Source organism: Pilimelia columellifera subsp. columellifera (assembly GCF_039532605.1).
In the GTDB taxonomy this organism is placed as follows: domain Bacteria; phylum Actinomycetota; class Actinomycetes; order Mycobacteriales; family Micromonosporaceae; genus Pilimelia; species Pilimelia columellifera.
In genome coordinates this window covers 366610-387715 of the sequence record NZ_BAAARY010000001.1, presented here as the reverse complement: position 1 = coordinate 387715, position 21106 = coordinate 366610, and the positions used below count along the sequence as shown (strand labels likewise).

The 21106-nt window shown below is 72.6% G+C and carries 20 protein-coding genes; 7 read left to right on the top strand and 13 right to left on the bottom strand.

What is annotated here, in order from left to right:
• Positions 1 to 14: 14 nt before the first annotated feature.
• The 4 genes from crcB to ABD287_RS01805 are packed head-to-tail and all read right to left on the bottom strand — an operon-like array spanning position 15 to position 4541.
• Positions 15 to 371 carry a fluoride efflux transporter CrcB gene (gene crcB, locus ABD287_RS01820; protein WP_344167119.1) on the bottom strand — a complete coding sequence of 119 codons (357 nt, stop codon included), beginning with the start codon at positions 369 to 371 and terminating at the stop codon, positions 15 to 17.
• On the bottom strand, positions 368 to 754 hold the full coding sequence (locus ABD287_RS01815; protein WP_344167117.1) for a fluoride efflux transporter FluC: 387 nt from the start codon (positions 752 to 754) through the stop codon (positions 368 to 370). The genes crcB and ABD287_RS01815 overlap by 4 nt, the downstream gene beginning before the upstream one ends.
• The gene (locus ABD287_RS01810; protein ID WP_344167115.1) at positions 751 to 2025 is read right to left on the bottom strand and encodes a glycosyltransferase 87 family protein; all 1275 of its coding nucleotides are present in this window, start codon (positions 2023 to 2025) and stop codon (positions 751 to 753) included. Before ABD287_RS01810 ends, ABD287_RS01815 begins: the two co-directional genes overlap by 4 nt.
• 5 nt (positions 2026 to 2030) lie before the next feature.
• Positions 2031 to 4541, bottom strand: a complete 2511-nt coding sequence (locus ABD287_RS01805; RefSeq protein ID WP_344167113.1) for a putative bifunctional diguanylate cyclase/phosphodiesterase — start codon at positions 4539 to 4541, stop codon at positions 2031 to 2033.
• 445 nt (positions 4542 to 4986) lie between these two features.
• On the opposite strand from ABD287_RS01805, the gene moaC reads away from it, so the two are divergent.
• Genes moaC through ABD287_RS01785 form a run of 4 tightly spaced genes read left to right on the top strand, consistent with a single transcriptional unit; the run spans position 4987 to position 7614 of the window.
• Complete coding sequence (gene moaC, locus ABD287_RS01800; RefSeq protein ID WP_344167111.1) at positions 4987 to 5511, top strand: cyclic pyranopterin monophosphate synthase MoaC; 525 nt, start codon at positions 4987 to 4989, stop codon at positions 5509 to 5511.
• Positions 5496 to 5990, top strand: a complete 495-nt coding sequence (locus ABD287_RS01795) for a MogA/MoaB family molybdenum cofactor biosynthesis protein (protein WP_344167109.1) — start codon at positions 5496 to 5498, stop codon at positions 5988 to 5990. The genes moaC and ABD287_RS01795 overlap by 16 nt, the downstream gene beginning before the upstream one ends.
• Complete coding sequence (locus ABD287_RS01790) at positions 5987 to 7195, top strand: molybdopterin molybdotransferase MoeA (RefSeq protein WP_344167107.1); 1209 nt, start codon at positions 5987 to 5989, stop codon at positions 7193 to 7195. Before ABD287_RS01795 ends, ABD287_RS01790 begins: the two co-directional genes overlap by 4 nt.
• A complete protein-coding gene (locus tag ABD287_RS01785; protein WP_344167105.1) occupies positions 7192 to 7614 on the top strand; it encodes a molybdenum cofactor biosynthesis protein MoaE in 423 nt (140 codons plus the stop codon). The genes ABD287_RS01790 and ABD287_RS01785 overlap by 4 nt, the downstream gene beginning before the upstream one ends.
• A gap of 70 nt (positions 7615 to 7684) precedes the next feature.
• Here the strand turns inward: ABD287_RS01785 and ABD287_RS01780 are convergent, their stop codons facing one another.
• Positions 7685 to 8551: an LppU/SCO3897 family protein gene (locus ABD287_RS01780; RefSeq protein WP_344167103.1), complete on the bottom strand. Its 867-nt coding sequence runs from the start codon at positions 8549 to 8551 to the stop codon at positions 7685 to 7687.
• 103 nt (positions 8552 to 8654) lie between these two features.
• Positions 8655 to 9344, bottom strand: a complete 690-nt coding sequence (locus ABD287_RS01775) for an LppU/SCO3897 family protein (RefSeq protein WP_344167101.1) — start codon at positions 9342 to 9344, stop codon at positions 8655 to 8657.
• A gap of 284 nt (positions 9345 to 9628) precedes the next feature.
• Here ABD287_RS01775 and ABD287_RS01770 point away from each other — a divergent pair, with 284 nt between their 5' ends.
• Entirely contained in the window at positions 9629 to 10405 is a 777-nt protein-coding gene (locus tag ABD287_RS01770) for a prepilin peptidase (RefSeq protein ID WP_344167099.1), read from the top strand.
• A 234-nt stretch (positions 10406 to 10639) separates the two neighbouring features.
• Positions 10640 to 10903, top strand: a complete 264-nt coding sequence (locus tag ABD287_RS01765) for a Flp family type IVb pilin (RefSeq protein ID WP_344167097.1) — start codon at positions 10640 to 10642, stop codon at positions 10901 to 10903.
• Between the two features lie 70 nt (positions 10904 to 10973).
• Here the strand turns inward: ABD287_RS01765 and ABD287_RS01760 are convergent, their stop codons facing one another.
• The 6 genes from ABD287_RS01760 to ABD287_RS01735 all read right to left on the bottom strand — a co-directional run bounded on the left by ABD287_RS01760 (position 10974) and on the right by ABD287_RS01735 (position 18649).
• Complete coding sequence (locus ABD287_RS01760) at positions 10974 to 11585, bottom strand: LuxR C-terminal-related transcriptional regulator (RefSeq protein ID WP_344167095.1); 612 nt, start codon at positions 11583 to 11585, stop codon at positions 10974 to 10976.
• Positions 11586 to 11750: 165 nt separating this feature from the next.
• The gene (locus ABD287_RS01755) at positions 11751 to 15107 is read right to left on the bottom strand and encodes a UvrD-helicase domain-containing protein (RefSeq protein WP_425565463.1); all 3357 of its coding nucleotides are present in this window, start codon (positions 15105 to 15107) and stop codon (positions 11751 to 11753) included.
• An 82-nt stretch (positions 15108 to 15189) separates the two neighbouring features.
• Positions 15190 to 16362, bottom strand: a complete 1173-nt coding sequence (locus ABD287_RS01750) for a metallophosphoesterase (protein ID WP_344167093.1) — start codon at positions 16360 to 16362, stop codon at positions 15190 to 15192.
• Positions 16363 to 16485: 123 nt separating this feature from the next.
• Positions 16486 to 16728, bottom strand: a complete 243-nt coding sequence (locus ABD287_RS01745) for a MoaD/ThiS family protein (protein WP_344167091.1) — start codon at positions 16726 to 16728, stop codon at positions 16486 to 16488.
• The gene (gene moaA, locus ABD287_RS01740) at positions 16729 to 17742 is read right to left on the bottom strand and encodes a GTP 3',8-cyclase MoaA (RefSeq protein WP_344167089.1); all 1014 of its coding nucleotides are present in this window, start codon (positions 17740 to 17742) and stop codon (positions 16729 to 16731) included.
• Positions 17743 to 17761: 19 nt separating this feature from the next.
• Positions 17762 to 18649, bottom strand: coding sequence for a fructosamine kinase family protein (locus ABD287_RS01735; protein ID WP_344167087.1), 888 nt, complete (start codon positions 18647 to 18649; stop codon positions 17762 to 17764).
• A 71-nt stretch (positions 18650 to 18720) separates the two neighbouring features.
• Between ABD287_RS01735 and ABD287_RS01730 the strand changes: the two genes are divergently transcribed.
• Complete coding sequence (locus ABD287_RS01730) at positions 18721 to 19248, top strand: GNAT family N-acetyltransferase (protein ID WP_344167085.1); 528 nt, start codon at positions 18721 to 18723, stop codon at positions 19246 to 19248.
• Positions 19249 to 19371: 123 nt separating this feature from the next.
• Here the strand turns inward: ABD287_RS01730 and ABD287_RS01725 are convergent, their stop codons facing one another.
• Complete coding sequence (locus ABD287_RS01725; RefSeq protein WP_344167083.1) at positions 19372 to 21051, bottom strand: VaFE repeat-containing surface-anchored protein; 1680 nt, start codon at positions 21049 to 21051, stop codon at positions 19372 to 19374.
• Positions 21052 to 21106 lie beyond the last annotated feature (55 nt).

The following is a 21106-nucleotide window of genomic DNA, read 5'->3' as shown; positions in this document are numbered from 1 at the left end:
CCCCGTCGCCGAAGTCAGGAAGCCAGGAACCAGCCCACGGCGGCCGCGCTGACGCCGAGAACCAGGCTGAGCGTCACGTTCGCCACCGCGGCCAGCAGCCGTCCCTGTCTGGCCAGGCGCAACGTCTCGAACCCGAATGTCGAGTATGTGGTGAGCGCTCCGCACCAACCGACCGCGACCAGCGGCCAGACCCAGCCCGGCCTGGCGGCGCTGACTCCGCTGAGCGCGCCCAGCACGCCAGAGCCGGCGACGTTCACCGTCAGCGTCCCCCACGGCAGCCAGACCGGCCGGTCGGCCTGTAGCCATTGGTCGACCAGATAGCGGACCGTCGCCCCGACCGCCCCGCCCAGCGCCACCAGCATGAACGTCACGGCCGCCCCGCCCTGGCCAGCGCCGCGCCCGCCCAGACCGCCACCACCGCGGCCACCGCGGTGCCCAGCAGATGCGCCACCGCCGCCGGCGCCTGCCCGGACCGGGCCAGCGCCACCGACTCCACCGCGTAGGTGGAGAAGGTGGTGAAGCCGCCGAGCAGCCCGACGCCCAGCGCGGGCCGGGCGAGACGGTGCGACCACGACGACGTCGGATGGTCGGCGAGCCACTGGAGCAGCCCACCGATCGCCAGGCAACCGGCCACGTTGACACCGAGAGTGCCCCACGGACCCGGCGCCGCCACCGAAACGCCGTAACGGGCCAACGCGCCGACCGCGCCGCCGGCGGCGACAGCCACGACCAGCGCCAGCGGCGGACGCGTCATCGCGCCAGTGCCGCCGAGGCGGGCCGCCCTCCGGGCGGCGTCACGCGACAGGCCGCCCCGGCCAGGGCCGGAACCCACAACGCCAGGACGGCCGGATAGAGCAGGTAGCCGAAGCGGGTCGCCGGCATCAGCACGATCGCCGCGAGCAGCCCCCAGGCGCAGACGGCCGCCGCCTGCGCGGCGTCCCGCGGCGGCCGCCGCCACAGCAGCGCCGCGATGGACACGGCGGCGACGCCCAGGGCCGCGACGGCGAGCGCCCGACCCCCCGGGACAGCGCTGGCGATGAGGTGCCCGGGCAGCGGCGAGCGGGCCGGGCTGGTGACCAGACCGTCGCCGGACGGGAAGCGGATCACGTTGTCGACCAGGGCGCCGGCATCGACGACCAGCGCGGGCACGATGACGAAAGCGGGTAGGAGCACCGCGCCGGCGAGGAACCGCCAGAGCCGGGCCCGGTGGCGCGCCATGACGGTGACCGCCAGCACCACGATCACCGGCGCTGCCAGCAGCTTCAGCGACCCGGCCACCCCGATCGCCAGCCCGGCGGCCGTCACCCGACCGGTGGCCAGCAGCGCCATGGCCAGCAGACACAGTCCCAGCACCGGAAGGTCATCGCCGCCGGTGGCCAGGGTCAGCGCGCAGATCGGCAACGCCGCCACCGCCTGACCGGCCCGGACCAGCGTCGTGGCGGGCGCCTCCCGTAGCAGCCACAGCGCGGCGCCGACCGCGATGGCGGTGACCAGCAGGAACGAGATCCGGGCATCGCTCCACCAGAGGTCGCCGGCCACGGCGCGCGGCAGTCCGAACAGCGCCATTCCCGGTTGGTACGGCAGGTAGCTGACCAGCCACTCGACCGGCGGGAGGCCCGCGATGACGTCCTGGGACAGGTACGGCGTCCCGGTCTCGACGAGGCGGCGGCCACCGTCCTCGACGACCGGGACCTCCTCCTGGGCCCGGGCCGGGTTCCCCGCCGACCGCTGAACCGCCTGCGCCACCAGCGGGACCAGCGTCGTGCCGATCCAGGTCAACGCCGCCAGCGCCGCCCGGGCCGGCGGCGCGGACCATGGTCCGCGCCTGGCCAGTTGGACCACCACGCACGCTGCGGCGACCGCGTACACCGGGGCCGCTATCCGGCCCCACGCCTGGTGCGGAGCGAGGGTGGACGCCGCCGCGGTGACCAGGGCGAAGACCGCGCCCGCCCCGTACAGCGACAGGTCAGCCCACAGGCCGCCTCCGGCCCGGTCGACGCGGCGCCACCAGCCACTGCGGATCACGCCGGTCAGTGTGGCAGACGGTCGCCGCGGGGGCTGGCGCGGCGTGCGGTCGGGATACGGACCACCGACCCCTCGTTGTGGAGCGGCTCGGCCAACGCGCCCGGGCGTCCGGCGCAGCCACGGTGCAGGGCGCCGAGCAGCCGGCTGGCCGGCATCGGGCGACCGAACAGCTGGCCCTGTCCGGCGGCGCAGCCCAGCTCCCACAGGTCGCGGCGCTGGCGCTCCGTCTCGATGCCCTCGGCCATGATGGCCACGTTGAGGCTGCGGCCCAGCTCGACGCTGGACCGGACCACCGCCTTGGCCTCGTCAGACGAGCTGACCCGGTGCACGAACTCCGGCGCGATCTTGATCTGGTGCACCGGCAGCTGCGACAGCATCGACAGCGACGCCGCGCCGTCGCCGAAGTCGTCCAACGCCAGCCGGACGCCCGCCGTGCGCAGGGTGCGCAGCACCCCGCCGACAACCTCGAGCTGCGTCGTGGCCAGGGCCTCGGTCAACTCCAGGATGAGCCGGTCCGGGGACAGCTCGTGGCAGGCGATCCGGGACAGCACCAGTTCCGGGAAGCGGGCGTCGAGCAGGCTGTGCGGGGCGATGTTGACCGCCACCGGGATGTCGAAGCCGGCGTCCCGCCAGTTCGCCGCCGACAGCAGCGCGAGGTCGAGCACCGCCGCACGCATCTCCGGCAGGAGACTGCCCCGGTCCACGGCCTCGAGCATCGCCTGGGGATCGTCCGGGCGCCGGGCGCCGTCCCGCCACCGCGCCAGCGCCTCGGCGGCGATGACCTCGCCGGTCGCCAGGTCGACAATGGGTTGGAAGCTCACCGCGAACGGTCGGTCCAGCGTCGTGGTGACGCGTTCGCCGTCGCGCGTTCGCCGACCCACCTCGACGGAGTCGCGGCGCCGGGTGTAGACGGCGACCCGTTCGCCGGCCCGCTTCGCCTGGTACATGGCGACGTCCGCGCGGCGCAGCAGCTCGACCATGCCGCTGGTGCCGGTGGCGACGGCGACGCCCCCGCTGGCCTCCATGCCGACCCGCATCCCCTCGATGTCCACCGGATGATGCAGCGCGGCCAGCAGCGCCTCGGCGCGGTGGCTGGCGACGGCGGGCGCGGGCAGGCCGGTGAGCAGGACGGCGAACTCGTCCCCGCCGAGCCGGGCCACGAGGTCGTCGGGGCCGGCGGCGGCGAGCAGCCGGTGGGCAGCCGCGATGATCACGAGGTCGCCGGCGGCGTGGCCGAGGGTGTCGTTGATCTCCTTGAAGTGGTTGAGGTCGATGAGCAGCAGCGCCATGACGCCGTGCTCCGAGCGGCGGGCGAGCATCGTGCCGCCCTGGTCCAGCAGCGCACGGCGGTTGGTGAGACCGGTCAGCGCGTCGTGGGCGGCGGCGTGCGCGTGCTCGGCGGCGATCCGTTCCAGCTCGGTGTACGCGGCCGCGTTACGGAGCGCGGTCGACAGCGCCGACGCGAACGTGCGCAGCGTGTACTGCTCACGCTCGGACAGCTTCACCTCACCCCGGAACCGCAGCCGTAGCTCCCCCAGGCGGGTGGTGTCGTCGTTGCCCTTGAGCGCGACCGCGATGGCGTGCGGAAGTCCGTCCGCGGCGCTCAGCGCTGCACCGTCGACGATGATTCCGGCGCCGTCGCCGCGAACCAGCCGGGCCGCGTCGCGAAGCTGGATCTCGATGTCGACCTGTTCGGCTGAGAACAGCTCAGCGGCCCGGGTCACCCCCAGCCGCAGCACCCGATCGAGGTCGACGTCGTTGATGCCTTCGGTGGCTGACGCGAGCCGCTGCCAGGTCTCACTCTCCGCGCGAGCGCGCATACGCTGCGCATTCCACAAATGCAGGCTGAACGCCAGCGGCGGCAGCGACAACAGCAGCGCGCTATTGAATGTGATGATCGCCAGGCTGAGCATCACCATGGCGAATCGTGCGGCCAGGGACATCGCGCGGACGTCCCAATAGGACACGAACAACTGCCATACCGGGGTTCGGTTCGCCCGTGCTACAACGGGGTTCCCCAGTAGTTCGTCGACGATCTCGGTAGCGAAGTAGGCGGCAATGACAGCGCCGATGTTGTCGAGCGGAGGATCTGTTGGGGCATGCATTCCGAAAGCGGTGAGAACCGCGCCGCCGGCCGCCGTTCCGACGACAGCTTTGGACGCGGCAAAGAGAATCTGAATTGGTTTTCGGCGCAGCGCCACATATGCGATCAGGATACCGGCCGTGGCCGTCATTACTGCCCACGGCACCGACGTCGTGCTGAGTGCGAGAACACAGGCGGCAAGACTCCAGTTGATGGAGAAATGGGTCGTCCGCAGGCGGACCCGTACGCTCGCTAGGCGCGCCACAACCGCAATCAGGACCAGCGCGGCCAGGAGCGCTGGTGACGGTGGGTGAACGTCTCGACTGACGAACTGGCGGGTGAGGTCGCCCAGCACGACGACTGCCAGCAGGGCGACGAGCCCGACCAGCCTGTGTAACTGCCGGTCGGTCGCCTCGTCTTTCGATCTCGTCACGTTCTCGCCCGGGCTCCGAGGGGTTGTGTCTCGTCGGGGAATTGAGATTCCTTTGCGGGGAGCCAACGGGCTCAGTCCCAGTCAATACCACGCATGATAATCCTCCAAGTTAGCGGCTAAGGGAAAGTCCTTGTTTCGCAACGAGGAGAACGTTAGTGGGCGATCGGTCCGTTGGGTACCGATAAATGTCCATTTATACAGATTCCGATAAAGCCGGCATGATCTGTCATAAATTGTCTACATAAGACTACCGACTAATGGCGCCCTGTAATCAATAGATGGTCCCATCGCGTCCGCGAGAGGAACCCCGACAACGCCTCCGCCCGGCCCCAGCTCCTGGGCTGTGGCCTGGGCGTCCGCGGCTTGTGGGCGCCTGGTCACCGCTCGTTCACGACGCGTTGTCGCATAGAACTGTCGCCAGTGCCCCGGTACGTATGATCACGACGTGACGAGTGAAGACGTGACGAATGAACCGGACAGCGCGCGGGGCGAACACCTCACCCACACCGATTCCAGCGGCGCCGCGCATATGGTCGACGTCGCCGGAAAGGCCGTCTCGGCCCGCCGCGCCGTCGCCGCCGGCCAGGTGCGCACCACCGCCGCGGTGATCGCCCTGCTGCGCCGCGACGGGCTACCCAAGGGCGACGCCCTGGCCGTCGCCCGGTTGGCCGGAATCATGGGCGCCAAGCGCACCCCGGACCTGATCCCCCTCTGCCACCCGATCGCGCTGCACGGCGTCGCCGTCGACCTCGCCCTCACCGACGACACCGTCGAGATCACCGCCACCACCAGGACAGCCGACCGCACCGGCGTCGAGATGGAGGCCCTCACCGCAGTGGCCACCGCCGGGCTCGCCCTCATCGACATGGTCAAGGCGGTCGACCCGGCGGCGACGCTCGACCGGGTGCGGGTGCTGCTCAAGGAAGGCGGCAAGACCGGACTGTGGGAGCGCCCGTGCGAGCGCGGGTGATCGTCGCCTCCGATCGGGCCGCCGCCGGGGTCTACCAGGACCGCAGTGGTCCCCTGCTGGCCGCCGGACTCGCCCGGCTGGGTTGCGAGGTCGACGCGCCAGTCGTCGTCGGGGACGGTGAGCCGGTCGCCGAGGCGCTGCGGACCGCCGTCGCCGACGGTTTCGACCTCGTCGTCACCACCGGCGGCACCGGCATCTCTCCCAGCGACCGCACCCCGGAGGCGACCCGCGCCGTCCTCGACCGGGAGCTGCCCGGCATCGCGGAGGCGATTCGCGCCCACAGTCGGGCGAGCGTCCCCACCGCGGCGCTGTCCCGGGGCATCGCGGGCGTGGCCGGCCGTACGCTCGTGGTGAACCTGCCGGGGTCGACCGGCGGCGTCCGCGACGGCCTTGCCGTCCTCGGACCGCTGCTCGGTCACGCTGTCGACCAGCTGCGCGGCGGCGACCACCCCACACCGAACGCGGAGGAGCCCCGGTGAGCGTCGACTGGACCGGCGCGCGCGACCTCGCCCACCGGGCCGGGGTTACGGCCCGTGGCGCGGCGGAGGCCGTCCCCATCCACGACGCCGACGGGCTCGTCCTCGCCGATCCGCTACGCGCCGGGACCGATCTTCCGGCCTTCGCCACCTCCAACGTCGACGGTTGGGCGGTCCGCGGGCCAGGCCCGTGGCGGGTCGTCGGTCGGGTGCTCGCCGGGACCGTGGCGCCGCCGCTGCCCGTTGACGGGGCGGGCGTCGCCGTGGAGATCGCGACCGGCGCGATGGTCCCGGCCGGGACCGAGGCGATCCTGCGGACCGAGGAGTCACACCGCGACCCGGACGGGCGCGTCACCGGAGACCCACGACCCGCCCGCGAGTGGCGCGTCCCGGGCGACGAGGCGACCCTCGGCGACCAGCTCGCGCCCGCGGGGGCGAACGTCACGCCGGCCCTCATCGGCCTGGCCGCCGCCGCCGGACACGACACCCTCTCCGCCCGGCCGCGGCCCCGCGTCGCCGTCCGTGTCTTCGGCGACGAGCTGCTCACCGAAGGCCCAGCACGCGACGGCCGGATCCGGGACGCCCTGGGTCCAGCGCTGCCGTCCTGGCTCCGCCGGCTCGGCGCCGACCCCACCACCGCGCCGCCACCCATCCGCGACACCCTCGACGCCCATGTCGCAGCCGTTCGCGACGCCCTGGGCGAAGCCGATCTCGTCTGCACCACCGGCGGGACGATGCACGGGCCGGTCGACCACCTGCACCCGGCGCTGCGTCGGCTCGGCGCCACCTACCTGGTCGACACCGTCGCGGTCCGCCCCGGATACCCGATGCTGCTGGCCAGCGTGTCCGGACCGGACGGGCGGGCCAGGTTCGTCGCCGGGCTGCCCGGTAATCCACAGTCGGCGATTATCGCGCTGCTGACTCTGGTGGCGCCGCTGCTGGCGGGGCTGCGCGGCGGACCGCCGCCGCCACTGGGCGAGGTCACGCTGGGCGAGCCGATCCCCGGACGCGGCGGGGACACCCACCTTTCGCTGGTCCGCGTGGACGGGCCGGTGGCGTGGCCGCTGCGGCACGTCGGCTCGGCGATGCTGCGCGGGCTGTCATCGGCGGTGGGGTTCGCCGTTATCGCCGGTGGCGCCACCGGCCGGGCCGGGGACACCGTTCCGCTGTTGCCGTTGCCGTTGACGCCAGGGGAGGCGCCGCGATGAGCGAGATCCGTATCTGTCAGGTCACCACGGACCCGTTGCGTGTCGCCGATCATGAGGCCGCCGTCAACGACCGGCGGGCTGGTGCGGTGGTGGGCTTCGCCGGGGTGGTCCGGGACCACGACCATGGTCGCCCGGTGACCGAGCTGGAATACGAGGGCCACCCGGGCGCCGGGCAGATCCTGCGGGAGGTCGCCGAGGAGCTCGCCGCCCGCCCCGACGTCTACGCGGTGGCGGTCAGCCACCGGATCGGCGCTCTGGCGATCGGCGACGTGGCGCTGGCCGCGGCGGTGAGCACGGCCCACCGGGCGGCGGCTTTCGCCGCCTGCGCCGACCTCGTCGACCTGGTCAAGGAGCGGCTGCCGATCTGGAAGCGTCAGGTGTTCAACGACGGCACACAGGAGTGGGTCAACTGCCCCTGATCCGGGGATGACAGGCGGACGCCACGGCCGATCAGCCGTGGCGTCCGCCTATCGGTCGGCCAGCGCCGCGTCAGGGCGTCTTCTTGAGGCAGAGCACGTAGTTGGCCAGGGCGTTCGGGTCCCTGTGGCTGTAGGTCGAGTCGTAATTGCCCGGCCCGGCGCCACGGAACGGCAGGTCGCACTGCTTCTCATCGATCGTGAACGGGATCTTCTTGACGATCTCGAAGGCGCCCGGTCCGCAGGGCACGACCCGGAGCTTGGCGTCCGTCGGTGTGCCGTCGTTGACGACACACTCGCCCTCTGCGAACTGCTCGGTGGCCGAGGGGGTCGGCGCCAGCGATGGCAGCGAGTCGATCGTCTCGCTGGCCTTGTCAGCGCCCTCCCTGATGAGGAAGAAGGCGCCGATGCCGCAGGCGCAGAGCAGCAGCAACGCGACGATGCCGACAATCAGAATGATCTTTCCGGCTTTGCTCTTCTGCGGCGGCGGCCCGAATCCGGGACCGGGCGGGCCGTACAGGTCCGGCTGACCGAACGGCGGCGCGCCCAGCGGCGGCTGGCCCGGCGGCTGTCCTTGCGGCGCCTCCCAGGACGGAGGGCCCGCCGGCGGGGGCGGCCCACCCCAGGCCGGCGGCTGGCTACCGGGCGGCGGGCCAGTCGGCACGCCGGGCGGCGGGGCGTAAGGCTGGGGCGCGCTCGGCGGTTGCGGGGGGCCGGGGTGCGGCGGGTACAGCGGCGGCGCGGCCGGCGCCGGCTGCGGCGGGATGGGCGGCGCGCGCGGGCTGGGCGGCGGCTGCGGCGGCATGGGCCGCGTCGGCTCGTCGGCGCCCGCGGCGGCTGGCGGCAACGGGGTGGTGGGCTCGTCCTGCCGGGGCGGGATCGGCGCTGTCGGGTCCTCGGGCTGGTTACCCGGCGACGGCGGCTGAGGCGGTTCGGACATGGGGCTCCCTGTTCACTCGTCGCCGGCTCCGGCAGAACTGACAGTGTGCGTCTCAGCGAACGCTATCGGGCGAGTCGACACGCGGATGCAGGTACTGCCGAACTCAGCGGCGGCGCAGGCAGAGGACGAAGTCGTCGCTGTCGGGCTCGGTGTCGAAGAAATAATAGAATTGGTAGCCGTTGACCTTTCCGTTGCATTTGCCCCGAAAGTCCTTAGTGCCGTCGAACCGGGCAAGCACCTGGAAGGCGCCCTTGCCGCACTTGGCGACCCGCATCACCGGACGCTTCTCGGTGCCGTCGTTGACGAGGCAGTCGCCCTTGCCCGCGGCCCGGGCATCCACGCTGGACGTGGCGGACGCTGTCGGTTCCACCGTGGCCTCGGTCGGGTATCTGGCCGCGATGGTCGGGTTGGCGCCGGGCGCGGTTCCGGGGCTGCGATCACCGAGCAGATAAAGGCCGACCACGCCGCCGAGTCCGGCCAGCGCCGCCACCAGGCACGCGAGCAGGACGAGACCAGCGGCTGAGCGGCGGGGCGGCGCCGCCCCGCCGGTCGGCGGCGTCGGGTGGGGGCCCGCCGTCGACTGGCTGGGCGATCCCTGGCCTGCGCCGAGCCACGGGTGGCCGACGCCGACGGCGGGGTAGCCGTCGGCGTCGGCGGGAAACTGCTCGGTGGAGGCCGCGGGCCACGGGACGATCGGACCGCCGGTGGCGCTCCAGGGGTCGGCCGGCTCGTGGTACTCCTCGTCGGAGAGGTCGCTCGGCTGCTCCCCCCGCGAGGCTGCGTCGTGCGACATCTGTCCTCCTGGTTCCCGGGTCTGACCCAGCGTCCCGTCACGGTAGCGTGCCCGCGCGACGCCGTGCGCGAGGCGAGGGGCGGTCCTCCCGCCGTATGTGGGTCACCCGGGGGTGGGACGTCGGCCGTAACGGATCGGCTCCCCGCATCAGCAGAAAGGGCTGACGATTGGTCCCTTTCCTGGGGATAACGTCGCCGCCGTGCGACGGGCGCCCGTTGGCAGGGCTGACCCCGGGGCTGGCGGCGGCTGGCTGACCACATCGGAGCGGCCTAGCCTTGCCGGTTATGTCGTCGCCGTCAGTTCTCGTCGTCGCCCTGCTGGGCGCCGTCGCCGGGGCGCTGGCGGTCCGTCCCGGTCACCGCCTGGCGGTGCCTTACGGGGAGCCGCCGCGTGGCGCCTGCGGCGCGTGCGCCGCGCCGCTGCCCGCGGGCGCCCGCGGCTGGTGGGGCGTGGCGTGCCGGCGGTGCCGGACCCGGTTGGGCGCGCCGTGGTGGCTGACCGCAACTGTGGGCGCTGCGGCCGGAGGCGTTGTCGGCTGGGCGCTGGCGCCGGTCGGGACGGGGCCGACGCTGGTGGTGTCGTTGCTGGTGCTGGGCGCCGGAACGGTGATGGTGGTGGTGGGCCTGCTGCTGGCCGTCATCGACCTTGCGGCGCACCGGCTGCCGGATCCGATCGTGGCCAGACTGGCGGTGGCCGAGTTGGGGCTGCTCATCGCCGCCGCCGCGACCGGGGCCGGTTGGGCGCCGCTGGAGCGGGCCGTCCTGGGCGGATTGGTGATGGCCGGCGCATATCTAGTGTTGGCGCTGCTGCCCGGGGCGAACCTGGGCCTCGGCGACGTCAAGCTGTCGGCGGTTCTCGGCCTGTCCCTGGGCTGGTTCGGCTGGCCGACGCTCCTGCTGGGCGCGGTGCTCCCGCACCTGCTGAACGGCCCGGTCGCCCTGTCGCTCCTGCTGCGGGGGAAGGCCAGCCGCCACACTGAGCTGCCGCTGGGGCCGGCGTTGCTGGCGGGCTGGCTGCTGGCGGTGGCGGCCCATGCCTGGGCCGATCTTCCCGCCGGCTGACGGCTCACCCGTTCGTCGGCCTTTCGGACCAGTGACTGTCGCGGTTGGGCGACAACAGCCCGCGGACCCGCCGCGCACGAAGCGCCGCCATCGCTGCCGCCTTGACCGAGTGTGCCCGCGACCGGTTCTCGACAGGGTGGGCACGTGCGGCCGGCGAAAGCGCCACGCCCCATCCGTCTGAGTCGCGGCCACCGCATCCGGCCGAAACCGGGCCGTCTCGGGAGGTTTCCCCACATGCTTGATGCTGCCCGCCACCTGAACCAGCAACGCGGGGCAGCCGCCCGCCGGGACGTCCGCCCAACCGATCCGACCGCCGGGGGAACAGGCCAGATGAGCACCGGATCTCCACCACGACCGCGGTCCGACCGCGGCGCCACCGCCGCCGAGTACGTGATCATCGCGTCGCTCATCGCGGCCGTCATCGCCCTCACCGTCGCGCTCTTCGGCGAGCAGGTGGCGGAGCTGTTCCAGCGCGCCGTCGACGGGTTCAACTCCTGACCGGCGTCGCGAGACAGCCCGACCGTGGCGCCGTCGTCGAGTCCGCCTGGGTCCTACCGATGACGATGGCTCACAGCAACCCGCGTTGGGTGGCCGCGACGAGCGCCTCGGCGCGGCTGCGCACCCCGAGCTTGTCGTACACCCGGGCCAGGTAGGTGCGGACCGTCGACTCGGTGAGGTGCATCTTGTCGGCGATCGACGCGTTGTTCGACCCGACGTACAGGTGCCGCAGGACCTGGGCCTCCCGCGGGCTGAGCGCGCTGCTCACCGCGCGCCGACGGCCGAGGGCGACGGCCAGGTCCGGGGCGGTGAACGAGGTGGGCGCGGCGGCGGCGTGGCGGACGGCCGACATCATCACGTCCAGGCTGGCCGACCGGGGCAGGTATGCGGAGAACCGTTCCTCCAGCGCCCGGAACAGCATGTCGTCCGACGGCGGCCCGACGAGCACCAGGCCCAGGTTGGGCCGCGCCGAGCGTAGCGACTCGCCGAACGTGAGACCGTCCACATCAGGCAGGTCCGCGTCGAGCAGCACCACGTCGGGTTGGACGGTGACGACCAGCGGACGGGCCCCGCCGGCCCGGTCGGCCTGGCCGACCAGCTCCAGGCCCGGGGTGGCGGCCAGGGCCGCCGCGTACCCGAGTCGGGCCACCGTGTGCGGGTCGGCGATGAGCACTCGGACCATGTCAGCTCCTCCGGCGGCGCGCGGTGGGGCGGACGGGCGGCGCGCTCGGGTTGACCAACGCTTCCGACCCTCCGGAGGACATCCCACTGTTCGCAATCCGTGAGAACCCCCACGACCGACATTTCCGAAAGGTCGCCGGCATCCGGGGCAGGATCGCGTCGGAGGTCAGAACATCCGTAGCTGACGGTCCCGCGGGGCGCGCGGCTGGGCGTCGTCGAGCCGGTTGAACAGGCCGGAGTCGATCGCGTCCAGGAACGGGCTCGGCCGGGTCTGCCGCTCAGCGCCGAACCGGAACCGCTGCGCCGCATGGCTCACGTACAGCTGGTTCCGGGCCCGGGTGATCCCGACGAAGAACAACCGCCGCTCCTCGGCCACCAGGCCCTCGGACGGCTCGTCGCCGGGCATCCGCAGCGGCAGCAGACCGTCCTCGCAGCCGACCAGGAACACCACCGGCCACTCCAGACCCTTCGCCGCGTGCAGGGTCAGCAACGTGACCGCCTCGGCGCGCGGATCGAGCGCGTCCACCTCCGCGCCGGTCGCCACGTCGGTGAGCAGCCCGGCCAGGTCGTCACGGCGCCTTCGGGCCAGCGGCAGCAGCAGATCCACCGCGCTCCACACCTGCTCAGCCGTCACCGCGGCAGCGCTCACGCCGTCCAGCGTCGGCATCGCGCACCGGCGGGCCAACTCCCGACCCACCGACTGCAACCGCTCCGGCAACGGACCGCCGCCGGAGGCAAGGCGCAGCTCCCGGATCAGCGCCGACACCCCCGCCCGGTCCCGGAGCCGGTCGTGCGAGCGTTTCTGTACCGGGATGTTCGCCCTGGCCAACGCCGAGACAATCGCCGCCGCCTGCGCGTCGGTGCGGTACAGGACGGCGATGTCGCCGAACGAGACCGCGTCCGGCGCCACCGCTCGGGCGTCCACCCGACCGGCGTCGAATGAACGATGCGACAGGCCGCCCACCAGCTCATCAACGGCACGGGCGACGAACTCGGCCTCGTCGGCGGCGGTCGCGGCGGCATACCGGCCGATCAGCGGCGCCTCCGGATCGAGCCGGGCCGGGTCCATCCGGCGGTCCCGCACCAACGACCACGGGCCGATCGCCTGCGCCGCCGCCGCCACGATCGGCGCTGACGAGCGGTAGTTACGGGTCAACCGCACCTGCCGGGCATCGGTGAAGTCGTGCCCGAAACGCAGGAAATACTCGACGTCCGCGCCCCGGAACGAGTAGATCGCCTGGTCTGGATCGCCGATCGCGTAGAGGTTCCCGGACGGCGGGCACAGCAGACGCAGCAGCGCGTACTGGTCGGCGTCCACGTCCTGGTACTCGTCCACGAAGATCCAGGGCCAGCGGGCGCGGGCGTCGGCGGCCAGGTCCGCGTCGGCGTTGAGCGTCGCGACCGGCAGCGACACCAGTTCGTCCAGATCGACGAGATTCCGGCCGCGCAGCATGGTCCGGTACCGGACGTCGTCGTCGCCAGCCTCAGCTCGCGTCTGCTCCCGCTGGACGTCGTCGGCGACGGCGAACCCGTCGACCAGTCCGGAACGCTGGGGGTGCTGGCGCAACAACGCCAGACCCAGCGAGTGGAAGGTCGTCACGGTCACCTCGTCGGCGGGGTCGCCGAGCAGATCCTTCAGCCGGTGACGCAGCTCGTCGGCGGCGCGGCGGGTGAAGGTGATCGCCAGGCAGTCCTGCGGGGCGACATCCAGCTCCCGGCACAGGTAGGCGATGCGGTGGGTCAGCGTCCGGGTCTTTCCGGTGCCCGGACCAGCCACGATCAACATCGGGCCGCCGTGGACCGACGCGGCGACCCGCTGCATGGCGTCCAACCGGTCCAGCAGCCCGGTGCCGACCTCCTCCATCCCGGCGAGCATCGGCTCGAACGGCTCGTGCGGCGACCTCGCTGACGCCGTCGCCCGGTGTTCGAGGTGCTCCTGCGTCGAGCGTGCCCGGGTGGCGACCCCGGCGCCCCGGCCTGTGCCGTCCGCCCCGCGCCCACCGCCTCCCGCGCTGCCAGCCGCGCCGCGGCTGCCCGCCGGGCGCGCTCCACCCGGTGTGCCCGCGCCACCGGAATCGGAGGGCGCCGCCGCGGTCCCAGCGGCCGTCGTGCCGCGCTGGCTCGGGAGGTCGAACAGCGCCTCAGTCTGCCCCGCCGAAGCCTTCCGCAGCTCGTCCGGCCGGAACAGGGTGATCGAGCCGTACTCGCCGTCGAAGCCAGGGACGCGCTGGACCTCGCCGCGTCGCAGCCGCCCGATCGCCTCGCCGAGGCGCTCGCCGCCGACGCGGGCGATCCGTTCCACCGGCGCCGCGGTGAGGATCGTCAGCTCCGGCCCGATCTCGGCGACCAGATGCCGCAAGCGGCCGGCGACGGTCTTACTGCGTGCCCCCACCTGGTTGATCTCCCCGAGGATCTCCGCCAGCGGGGTCAGGTACGTCACCGGACGGACGTTCGGGCGGGGTTGGCCGGTCGGCCGGTCCGCCAGCGCCTCCACCCGCGACAGCACCCCGACGGTGAGCGGTTTGCCGCACTCCGGGCAGCACCCGCCGGCCTGTCGGGTCTGCTCCGGGGACCAGCTCACGCCACACGCCCGGTGCCCGTCGGCGTGGTACTTGCCCTCCTCGGGGAAGAACTCGATGGTGCCGTGCAGGCCCTCGCCGGTGCGCAGCGCCTCGCGGATCGCGTGGTAGTCCATGGGCGCGGTGAACTGTGTCGCCTCCCGGCCCAGCGCTGGCGGGGAGTGGGCGTCCGAGTTGGAGACCAGCTGGTAGCGGTCCAGACTGGACACCCGCCAGTTCATTTCCGGATCACTGGACAGGCCGGTCTCCACCGCGAAGATGTGCCCGGCGAGGTCGGCGTAGCAGTCGGCGATGGCGTCGAAGCCCGACTTGGAGCCGAGGGCGGAGAACCACGGCGTCCAGATGTGCGCTGGCACCAGGTATCCGTCCGGACTGGCGGTGAGCACGATCTCCAGCAGGTCGCGGGAGTCGAGGCCGAGGATCGGCCGTCCGTCCGAGCCCAGGTTGCCGATGCGGCCGAGGGCCTGGTTGAACCGCGCGGCTGCGCCTAGATCCGGTAGGTAGACGAGGTGATGCACCTTACGGGTGCGGTCGTCCCGCTTGTAGATGGTAGAGATCTCCACCTGGAGCATGAACCGGGTGGCCGGATCATCGGTCTCGCTCCGCGCGCTCAACGACGGCGGCAGGCGTTGGTCGACATCGGCCTGTTCCTGTGGCCGGAGCCGGTACAGCCCGGGCTCGGCGGGGATGAGCGTCTCGCGTAGATGGTCGTACCAGGCGGGGTGGGTGAAATCCCCGGTGCCGAGCAGCGAGATCCCCTTGCGCCGGGCCCACCAGGCAAGATTCGGAAGCGTCAGCTCGCGACTACAGGCGCGCGAATAGGACGAATGGATGTGCAGGTCAGCGACGTAAGGCAGGCCCAGGCCCAGCGGCGACCCGTCAGACGGGAGACCGGCGGGGAGGCGGCCGGGAGTGGAAACCGGTTCGGCACGCAGCGGGGGCACGCCGCATCCTGCCACACGGCTCGCCCCGCCCATGTGATCGCCACACCCACGCCTGTCCCGGTCCTGGCTCGGAGCCAGCCGGTCAGGCGCTGCGTAGCTGCACCAGGGCGATCTCCGGCGGAGCGCCGACCCGCACCGGCGGCCCCCAGAAGCCGGCGCCGTTGGTGACGAACAGCGGCATTCCGTCGACCTCGCCAAGGCCGGAGACCACCGGTTGCTGGAGCTTCACCAGGAGGTTGAACGGCGCCATCTGGCCACCGTGGGTGTGCCCGGACAGCTGAAGATCCACGCCGCGGCTGGCCGCCTCGCTGGCCTGGATCGGTTGGTGGGCGAGAAGCACCACCGGCCGGGCCGGGTCGCGGTCGCCAAGCGCGGCGTCGAAGTCCGGGCCCATGCCCTCGGTCTCGCCCGCCACGTCGTGGACGCCGGCCAGATCGAGGCCGTTGATCGCCTGACGTTGGTTGGCGAGCACCCGGATTCCCAACCGTGGCAGCTCGTCGATCCACTGCTGGGCGCCGGAGAAGTACTCGTGGTTCCCGGTGACAAAGTAGGCCCCGTGCCGGGACCGCAGGTTGCCCAGGGGCGCCGCCGCCGGACCCAACTCCCCGACGCTGCCGTCGACCAGGTCGCCGACGATCGCCACGACATCGGCGTCGAGCTGGTTGATCATGGCAACGATCCGCTCGGTGTGCGCCCGTCCGGCCAGCGGGCCGAGGTGGATGTCCGAGACGGTGGCGATGCGGAACCCGTCCATGCCCCGCGGCAGCTTGCCGATCGGGACCTGAGCCCGGGCGATCCGGGGCGGTCCCAGGGCCGACCTGAGGCCGTAGGCGGTGACGCCGGTCGCGGTGAGGCCAGCCACGATCGCCGCTCCACGGGCCAGCAGCAGCCGGCGCTCCGGATCGTGGTCCGACGCCGACGCCGACGCCGACGCCGACGTTGCGGCCCCGGCCGACCGCTTCCGGAGCTGCCAGCGGGCCAGCGCCATCGGCAGCTCCAGGACCACCAACGCCACCAGGAGGTAGAACATCACAGCGATCCACACGTACCCCCAGGCCAGCCAGCCGATCCCGCTCCGGCCGCCGATGAGCAACGCCGGAACGCTCACCGCCAGCGCGAACGCCGCCCACGAGCCGACCCGCCGGGCCCGTCCGCCCGCAGTGGTGGTGTCCCGGACGAGCCGCTGCCACAGATAGAGATGGATGCCCGCCACCAGGAGCAGCACCACGCTGATGAAGACGACGAAGCCCAGCACCGGGAAACGTTCCTTTCTCGCGCGGACCGTCAGCACGGCCGCCTCGCCCAGACGGTACCTGCCCCCAATTGCGCGCAGGGTGCGCTGTTCAGCGCCGCGGTAGCGGGCGGGGGTCTGGCCGGGTCAGCCGCCAGCGAACGGCGGCAGCACGTCGACGGTGGCGCCGGCCGGTAGCGGGGCCCGCGGATCACGGCAGGCGACGCCGTCGACGAGGAAACTCGCCGCCTCGAACACCCGGCCCAGCGCGGGCCCGTGTCGACGGCCCAGCTCGGCGAGGACCTCGTCGAGCGGCCGTCCGGCCGTGACCTGTTCCTGGGCCCGGCCGGACGCGGCGCGGGCCCCGGCGAAGTACCGGACGGTGAGCACTCAGCCCCCGATCGCCGACATCGGGCGGGTGGGTTGGAGGAACGTCTCGTCGTCGATGCCATGGCCGGGCAGTTTGCCCCACATGGCCGTCCGCCAGATCCGGGCCAGCTCCGCGTCGTCGGCGTCGCCGCGTAGGGCGGCGCGTAGGTCAGTCTCCTCGCGGGCGAACAGGCAGGAGCGGACCTGACCGTCGGCGGTGAGCCGGGTCCGGTCGCAGTCGCCGCAGAAGGGCCGGGTGACGCTGCCGATAACGCCGACCCGGGCGGGCGCCCCGGCGGCGTCCAGGTGTCCGTCGACGAGCCAGGTCTCGGCCGGGGCGGCGCCGCGGGCGACCGGGTCGGGCAGCAGCGTGTACCGCGAGCGCAGCGAGGCGAGGATCTCGTCGGCGGTGACCATCTGGTCGCGTTGCCAGGCGTGCTGGGCGTCGAGCGGCATCTGTTCGATGAATCGCAGCTGGTGACCGTTCTCCAGGGCGAAACGCAGCAGCTCAGGCGCCTCGTCGTCGTTGACGCCACGCATCAGCACCGTGTTGATCTTCACCGGCGTCAGCCCGGCCAACGCGGCGGCCGCCAGCCCGGCCAACGCGTCCGGCAGCCGGCGGCGGTGCGTGATCGTCGTGAACCGGTCCGGGTCGAGGGTGTCCAGCGACACGTTCACCCGGTCCAGCCCGCCGGCCCGGAGGGCGTCCGCGACGCCGGCGAGGCCGACCGCGTTGGTGGTCAGCGAGATCTCCGGCCGTGGCGTCAGCGCGGCCACGGCGGCCACGATCCCGGTCAGCCCGGGTCGCAGCAACGGCTCCCCGCCGGTGAAACGGATCTCGGTGACGCCAAGGTCCTGGACCGCGATCCGGGCCAGCCGGATCACCTCGTCGTCGGTGAGCACGTCCGGGCCGGGCAGCCAGGAGAGGCCCTCGGCCGGCATGCAGTAGGAGCAGCGGAGGTTGCACCGGTCGGTGAGCGAGATCCGCAGGTCCCGGGCGACGCGGCCGTACTGGTCGATCAGACTGGTGGCCATCACCTTGAACGGTATCGCGTCAACCCCGGAGCGCCGCTGAAGCGGCCGCCACCACCGCGTCGCGGTGCCCGCCGCCGAACTGTGCGGTATGCACGAGCAGCAGGTGCAGTTGGTGCGCCGGCCGGCGGGCCTGCCAGCCGGCGGCCAGCGGGTGAGCCTCCTGGTACGCGGCGAGCAGCCGGTCCAGGTGCGGCGCCCCGCCGAACAGGGCGAGGTTGGCCAGGTCGGTCTCCCGGTGTCCGCCGTGGGCGGCGGGGTCGACGAGCCGTGCCGTGCCGTCGGCGGCCCACAGGATGTTGCCCGGCCAGAGGTCCCCGTGCAGTCGCGACGGTGACTCGTCGCCGCCGAGGGCGCCGAGGCGCCCGGCGGCCTCCTCCACCAGTCGGGCGTCGGCGTCGGTGAGGGCCCCGGCGTCCACCGACGCACGCAGGTACGGCAGCAGTCTTCGCTCGGCGAACCACACCGACCACGGGCCCGGTGACGGGGTGTTGTCCAGCGCCAGTCGTCCGATCCACCCCGGCCATGCTGCCCCGAACGAGGGGGCGCCGAAGCGGTGCATGGCCGCCAGGTCGTGCCCGAGCCGGGCGGCGGATTCAGCGGTCGGCGGCCCGGGCTCGATCCAGTCGAGCGCCAGCAGTTGTGGCAGGCCCGCGATCAGGCCGGGGGTGGGGGCTCCGCTGTCGGCGAGCCAGCACAGCCCGTCCGCCTCGGCGACGAAGAAGCCGTCCGGCCGGGTTCGGTCTGACTTTTCCGGCCAGGTCTTGACGAAGACCGAGCTCCCGTCGTCGAGGGTCAGGCGGGATGCCACGCAGGTGTCGCCGCCGGTCACCGGAGTCTCCCGGATCCGCTGGTGAAGCAGGAACGTCGGCAGGTGGCCGGGGTGGGCGCGCAGGTAGGCGAGGTCCATGTCGATTCCCCACTTCGGGCGCGGGCGGCCCGGATCGGGTTCATTATGACGAGATGACGCAAGGTAGCAGCGTGACCGCGCTTGGTGAGCGGGCGCAGGTGACGGTACGCGCGTACCGGCCGACCGACCACCAGGCGGCGCGCCGCCTGTGGGCCGAGCTGGCCGAGGAGCAGGAGCGGCAGTACCCGGGCAGCCCGGCGGTCGGCGGCGACGCCGGCGCCGGCATCGAGGAGTACCTGGCCCGGATCGACCTGTCCGGCGTCTGGGTCGCGGAAGGTCCCGGCGGCGACGTCCTGGGCCTCGCCGGCCTGGTGCTGCACGAACGCGGCGGCGAGGTCTGGCCGGTCGTGGTGACCGCCCCGGCCCGCGGCGCGGGCATCGGCGCGGCTCTGGCGCGGCAGGTCGCCGAGGCGGCACGAGGTCGCGGGATGACCTCCCTGACAGTGTCGCCCGCGGCCCGTAACGTCGCCGCGCTGCGCTGCCTGCACGCCGCGGGGTTCGACGCTCTGGCCGCCCTCGAACTCGTGATGGACCTGGGATCGGGCCGCCCCGACCGCCGCGACGGCGTGCGCGTGCACGACCTCATGCTGCGGATCTGACCCGACCGGACGCCGGACATGGCGCTGCCGCGGTCACCGGTGTGGTGACCGCGGCAGCGCCGCCCTTTGCCGTGCCCCTTGCTGTCCCTGTTCCTGCCGCGCCTTGTAGTTCCTGCCGTGGCGTCACCGCACCAGCTCGGCCCCCAAGGTGGCCCGGCGACGGCGGGCCGCGATGAGCATCCAGGCGCCCATCACCAGACCGAGGACGCCGGCGCCGATGACGCCGCCGAGCGAGGCGCCGGTGACCGGCAGGCTCGGGCCGCCTGACGTGTCGTCGTCCGAGTCGTTGTCGCCGCTGTTCGACCCGTCGTCGCCGTTGTCCGAGCCGCCGCCGGTATTTCCGCCGGTGTTGCCGTCAGTGCCACCGTCGCCCTCGCCGGACGACTTGTCGACGACCACGGTCTGCGCGGCGTCGTTGATGTCCTTGTGCTCGGCGATGACCTTGCCGCTGCGCAGGATCGTCTCGAAGACCACCATGGTCTTCTCGGCGAAGTTGGCGTCGACCTTGAATTCCAGGGTGACCGTGCCGTTGGCGGCGGGCGGCGTGAACTTCCTGGTCGCGGTGATGCCGGTCGACTGGCCGGTGGCTTTGTCCATCAGCTCACCGAACAGCGTGTACTTCTTGCCAGCCTTGAGACCGGTGTACGTGACCACGTCGGTGACGGTTCCGCCCTTGCCCGCGATCAGCCTGTCGCCATCGGCCTTGTCGGTGGCCGACGTGGTGACGGTCGGCGTCCCGGCGGTCGGCGTCTCCGGGGTGGCTGGCGGCGGCGGGGTGGTCGCGGTCGTCCAACGGACCATCACCTTGGCGCTCGCCGCGCCGACGGTGGGCGTGCCGATGATGAGCGTCTGGGTCCGGGTGTACCGGCCCTTGAACATCTGACCGGCGGCCTTGACGACCGCGTCATCGGTGGTCAGCTGGATCTGGGCGCTGCCGGCGGCGGTGCCCGCGGCCACCTTCACGTACAGCTTCTGACCATTCTTGATGTTGTTGACGTCGATCGGGTTCCCGTCGCTGTCGACCAGGGTGACGCCGGCCGGCAGGTCCGAGCTGAGCCGGGCCTTCGTGCCGGTGGTGTGGACGGTGACCGGGCCGATGACGGTGCCGCTGGCGCCGGCGATCTCCTCGGCGGACATCCACATGCCCGTCTTGACGCTGCTGCTGCCGGCCATCGCCCGCAGGTAGTGGTAGATCGACATGGAGTCGGCGACCGCGCCGTCGGCGGTGTTGCGCGAGTCGGTGGTCTGGAACCGCTCCACGCTGGTGCTCTCGGTGTAGCTCCAGATAACGGCCTGGGTGGCGGCGAGCGCCTCGTTGATCTGGAGCCCGTTGACCAGGCGTGGACGTCCCTGGGCGGCGAGCCAGGAGCTGACCGCGTTCTCCATCGCCTGCTGGCCGACGACGTCGATGCTGTTGTTGACGACCCACTGGATCTGGGAGAGCGACTGGTCGGCGGCGTTGGCGCCCGGGTAGGACGACCACGGCGCGGTGATCATCTGGCTGCCGCTGCGGACGCCGGTGCGCATCTCGACGCAGTAGGCCAGCTGACGGCCGTGGCTGGTGGTGTCGACGCCCAGGACGCTGCCGCCGGTCGTCGAGTGGCCGCGCATCTTGATCTGGATCATCTTGCGGCCGAGCGTGGTGGTCGAGTAGCGGGTCGGTCCCGAGGTGACGCTGCCGGTGGCGGCGGGCTCCTCGGCCGCGGCGGGGCTCTGGAGACCGACGACCAGGCCCCCGGCGCCCAGCAGCGCCGCCATCGCGGTGGCCATGTGCCGCGAGCGGATCATGTTTGCCAAAGCCATCTTCGAGAACCTCTCCGGGTACGAACGGGGTGACGTGTTGGTTCAAAGCTTGGAG